Genomic DNA, 5,026 nt, shown 5'->3' on the forward strand with positions numbered 1-5,026 from the left:
AGCCCTGTCGAAGGTCGACGCCAACCTGCAAGCCCGGGAATACGTCGCCCCGCAAAGCGAGCTGGAACAGCAGATCGCCGCGATCTGGGCCGAGGTGCTGAACGTTGAACGGGTGGGCATGCACGACAACTTCTTCGAACTGGGCGGGCATTCCCTGCTGGCCACCCAGGTGGTGGTGCGCCTGCGCGAGCAGTTGCACGCTGAATTCGACGTCAAATCGATCTTTACCACCCCGACGCTGGCTGATTTCAGCGCCCATGTGGCGGCCCAGCAGACAAATAATTCGCCGGTGCAGGACGCATTGGCTAAATCCTTGGAGGCCCTCAAACGTCTATCAGCAGAAGATTTGGATAAATTGATTTCCTGAGGGGCGTGGCGTGCAAGCATTAATCGAGTCGGTAGGTTCACTTTCGGCGCAACAAAAGAAAGCGTTGGCGGTTATGCTCAAACAGCAAGGTATCAACCTGTTTGAGATCGCCCCGGTTTTCAAGCGCCAGGAAGGTGAGCCCCTTCGGCTCTCTTATGCTCAGGAGCGGCAGTGGTTCTTGTGGCAGTTGGAGCCGCAGAGTCCGGCTTACCACCTGCCGCGCGCCTTGCGCTTGAAAGGTCGCCTGGACCGGGCCGCCTTGCAGCGCAGCTTCGATAGCCTTATAGCCCGCCACGAAAGCCTGCGTACTTACTTGCATCAGGATGTCGACCAAGTGCTGCAGGTGGTCAGGCCCGAGTTGTCGCTTGAAATCGCCTTTGAAAGCGCTAATGCCGCGCAGCTTGAACGGCTGGTGCAAGCAGAAATCGTCAAGCCCTTCGATCTGCTACAAGGCCCGCTGTTGCGGGTCAAGTTGTTGCAATTGGCACCCGATGAGCACGTGTTGGTGTTGGTACTGCACCACATCGTCTCCGATGGCTGGTCGATGCAAGTGATGGTCGACGAGTTGGTGCAGTCGTACGTCGCGTACAGCCAAGGCCATGATTTACGCCTGCCGGATTTGTCGATCCAATACCCGGACTATGCCTTGTGGCAGCGCAGCTGGATGGAGGCCGGCGAAAAAGAGCGTCAGCTGGGCTATTGGTGCGCGCAGTTGGGCGGTGAGCAACCGGTGCTGGAACTCCCGCTGGATCACCCGCGCCCGGCCGTGCAGAGCTACCGCGGTGACCGGCTCGATATCGGCCTGGACGCGGCATTGGTCACCGGACTCAAGACGTTGGCCCAGCGCGAAGGCGTGACGCTGTTCATGTTGTTGCTGGCGTCCTTCCAGACCTTGTTGTATCGCTACAGCGGGCAGTCGGATATCCGTGTCGGTGTGCCGATTGCCAACCGCAATCGCGCGGAAACCGAGCGGCTGATCGGCTTTTTCGTCAATACCCAGGTGCTCAAGGCGGACATCGACGGGCAAATGACCTTCAGCCAGTTACTGGCCCAGGTCAAGCAACGTGCATTGGAGGCCCAAAGTCATCAGGACCTGCCGTTCGAACAGTTGGTGGAGGCCTTGCAGCCCGAGCGTAGCCTGAGCCATAACCCGTTGTTCCAGGTGATGTTCAATCACCAGACCGAAGGCCGCGGGCCACGTGGCGAGCAGCAGTTGCCAGGCCTGGGCGTGGAGGCTCTGGAGTGGGGCAGCCAGAGTGCGCAGTTCGACCTGAGCCTGGATACCCAGGAATCTCCGGAAGGGATCTGGGCCTCGCTAAGCTATGCGACCGACCTGTTCGAGGCTGCGACGGTGCGGCGTATGGCCGAGCACTGGCAAATGTTGTTGCGGGCGGTGGTGGGGCGCGTTGGCAATCGTATTGCACAGCTCGGGATGCTGGTTGATGACGAGCAACGCAGGCTATTGCAAGACTGGAACCGCAGCGCCGCGGCGTTTGAAGACGTCGTGGGCGTGCACGGCTTGTTCCAGGCCCAGGTCCGGCAACGGCCTGATGCGATTGCCCTGTGCCTGGACAATCAGTCCATCAGCTATGCCGAGCTGAATCGTCAGGCCAACCGTCTGGCCCATCACCTGATTGACCAGGGCATTGGCCCGGAAGTGCTGGTGGGCGTAGCGGTCGAGCGTTCGTTCGACATGGTGGTCAGCCTGTTGGCGGTACTCAAGGCCGGCGGCGCCTATGTGCCGCTTGACCCGCAGTACCCGCGTGAGCGGTTGTTGCATATGCTTGAAGACAGTGGCGTGCGCCTGGTGCTGACCCAAGCCCATGTGGCGATGCCATTGCCTGAAGGCATGGCGACGGTCGATCTGGCAGATGCACGCCTGGCGCTGTGCCCTGAAAACGATCCGCAGGTGGCCGTTACCGCTAAAAACCTGGCCTACGTGATCTACACCTCGGGCTCCACTGGCAAGCCCAAGGGCGTGGCTATCAACCATGCGGCGCTGACCGAATTCTCCAGTATTGCCGCCGGTTACTCGCAGTTGACCGCCGAAGACCGCGTGCTTCAATTCGCTACCCTGAACTTCGATGGGTTTGTCGAGCAGTTGTACCCGGCGCTGACCCATGGCGCCACGGTTGTCCTGCGCGGCCCCGAGCTGTGGGACAGCGCGCGGCTATACGACGAAATTATTGCCCAAGGCATCACCCTGGCCGACTTGCCAACCGCCTATTGGAACCTGTTTCTGCTCGACTGCCTGGCAGCTGGCCCTCGCCCCTACGGTGCATTGCGTCAAATTCATATTGGCGGCGAAGCCATGCCGCTAGATGGCCCAGCGCAATGGTTGAAAGCCGGTCTTGGCCATGTGCGTTTGCTCAATACTTACGGTCCGACCGAAGCCACGGTGGTATCGAGCGTGCTGGATTGCACGTCCGGTACTGAAACCATCGGCGCCACCGCCAGCCCGATTGGCCGCTCGCTGCCGGGCCGCGCCCTGTATGTGCTGGACCGCGACTTGAACCTGGCGCCGTTGGGCGCCGTGGGCGAGCTGTATATCGGTAGCAGCTGTGGCTTGGCGCGTTCCTATCTGAAACGCGCAGTGCTGACAGCCGAGCGTTTTGTGCCGGACCCTTTCGGTGAACCCGGCGAGCGTCTTTACCGCACCGCAGACTTGGCGCGCTACCGCGCCGACGGCGTGATCGAGTACGTCGGCCGGGTTGACCATCAGGTGAAAATTCGCGGCTTTCGCATTGAACTGGGGGAAATCGAAGCGCTGCTACTGGCCCAGGCGGGTGTGCGTGAAACCTTGGTACTGGCTGTCGATAACCAGCTTGTGGCCTATCTGGTAGCCGAACAGCACGATGCCGAGGCACTCAAGCCGATCCTGCGTGAACAGCTGCCGGACTACATGATGCCTGCGCACCTGATTTTCCTTGAGCGCATGCCGCTGAACCCGAATGGCAAGTTGGATCGCCAGGCACTGCCGAAACCGGATGCCAGTCATTCACAACAGGTGTGGGTTGCCCCGGTCACGGAACTGGAGCAACAGGTTGCCGCCGTCTGGGCAGACATTCTTGGGGCTGAACGGGTAGGGCTGGCCGATCACTTCTTCGAAATGGGCGGACACTCGCTTTTGGCAATGCAGGTGGTCTCGCGCCTGCGTCATGTATTGGGCCGTGAAGTTCCACTGAAACTGGTTTTCGAGCAACCGCGTCTGGAAGGTTTCGCCACCGCTCTGCAAGCCTTGGAGGAGCGTGAGGACGAGCAGGCACCACCGTTGCTCGCGGTCGGTCGCGAACAACCGCTACCACTCTCTTACGCGCAGGAGCGCCAGTGGTTTCTCTGGCAACTGGACCCCTCCAGTGCCGCGTACCATATCCCCAGTGCATTGCGACTCAAGGGCGCTTTGGATATTTCGGCACTGCAACGCAGTTTCGATGCCTTGGTGGCCCGTCACGAAAGCCTGCGCACCTGTGTGCAGGAGCAACCGAACGGAGCGCTGCAGGTGATTCGGCCTGACGCTGCTTTGCCGATCAGGCTGGACCAGGTCGCAGAGGCTGATCTGCAGGAGCAGGTCGAAGCCGAGATCGCCCGTCCATTTGATTTGCAGCAAGGGCCGTTGCTGCGTGTGACCTTGCTGCGCCTGGCCGAGGACGATCATGTGCTGGTGCTGGTGCAGCATCACATCGTGTCCGATGGCTGGTCGATGCAGGTGATGGTCGAAGAACTGGTGAAGTTGTATGCCGCGTTCAGCCAAGGCCAGGCGCCGCAACTGCCGGATATGCCGATCCAGTATGCCGACTATGCCGTGTGGCAGCGTGCTTGGATGGAGGCCGGCGAAAAGGCCCGACAGCTGGATTACTGGCGTGACCTGCTCGGCGGTGAGCAGCCGGTGTTGGAACTGCCGTTCGATCATCAGCGTCCGGCGCAACAGAGCCATCGCGGTGCGCGGCTGGATGTGCCGCTGCCAACCGCCCTGGCCGCCGAACTCAAGGCCTTGGCCCAGGCACAGGGCGTGACCCTGTTCATGCTGCTGCTGGCGTCGTTCCAGATTTTGTTGCACCGTTACAGCGGCCAGCAGGATATTCGCGTCGGTGTGCCGATCGCTAACCGCAATCGTATCGAGACCGAACGGCTGATCGGCTTCTTCGTCAACACCCAGGTGCTCAAGGCCGAGATCGATGAGCAAACTACCGTTGCCCAGTTGCTGGCCCAGGTCAAACAGCGCGCGCTGGATGCCCAGTCGCACCAGGAACTGCCCTTCGAACAACTGGTAGAGGCCTTGCAGCCCGAGCGTAGCTTGAGCCTCAATCCATTGTTCCAGGTGATGTTTAATCACCAGGCCGAAGGGCGTCCAGGTGATGAGCCACAGTCACTGGCCCATTTGCGCATCGAAGGACTGGCGTGGGACCGGCGTACCGCACATTTCGATCTGGACCTGGATGTTCAGGAGGGAGCGGACGGGCTCTGGGCGTCACTGGGGTATGCCACCGATCTGTTCGAGGCTTCTACCATCGAGCGCATGGCTGGCCACTGGCAGAACCTGTTGCAGGCAATGGTTACCGACCAACAGCAACCCATCAGCCAATTGAGTCTGCTGGGCCAGGCTGAGCAACAACATATCCTGCAGCTATGGAACCAGACCGACGCCGGCTTCTCGGCCGA

At 60.6% G+C, this 5,026-nt stretch carries 2 protein-coding genes; both read left to right on the forward strand.

All coding sequences use genetic code 11. From position 1 onward, the window contains the following. On the forward strand, positions 1–367 hold a 367-nt coding region (locus tag ODQ19_RS27810; protein ID WP_330211818.1), incomplete at its 5' end, for a phosphopantetheine-binding protein. 10 nt (positions 368–377) lie between these two features. Continuing rightward, a partial coding sequence (locus tag ODQ19_RS27815; RefSeq protein WP_442962789.1) for an amino acid adenylation domain-containing protein occupies positions 378–5,026 on the forward strand: 4,649 nt, incomplete at its 3' end.

The organism is Pseudomonas sp. AM4(2022) (genome assembly GCF_036346515.1).
GTDB classification, from domain to species: Bacteria; Pseudomonadota; Gammaproteobacteria; order Pseudomonadales; family Pseudomonadaceae; genus Aquipseudomonas; species Aquipseudomonas paracarnis.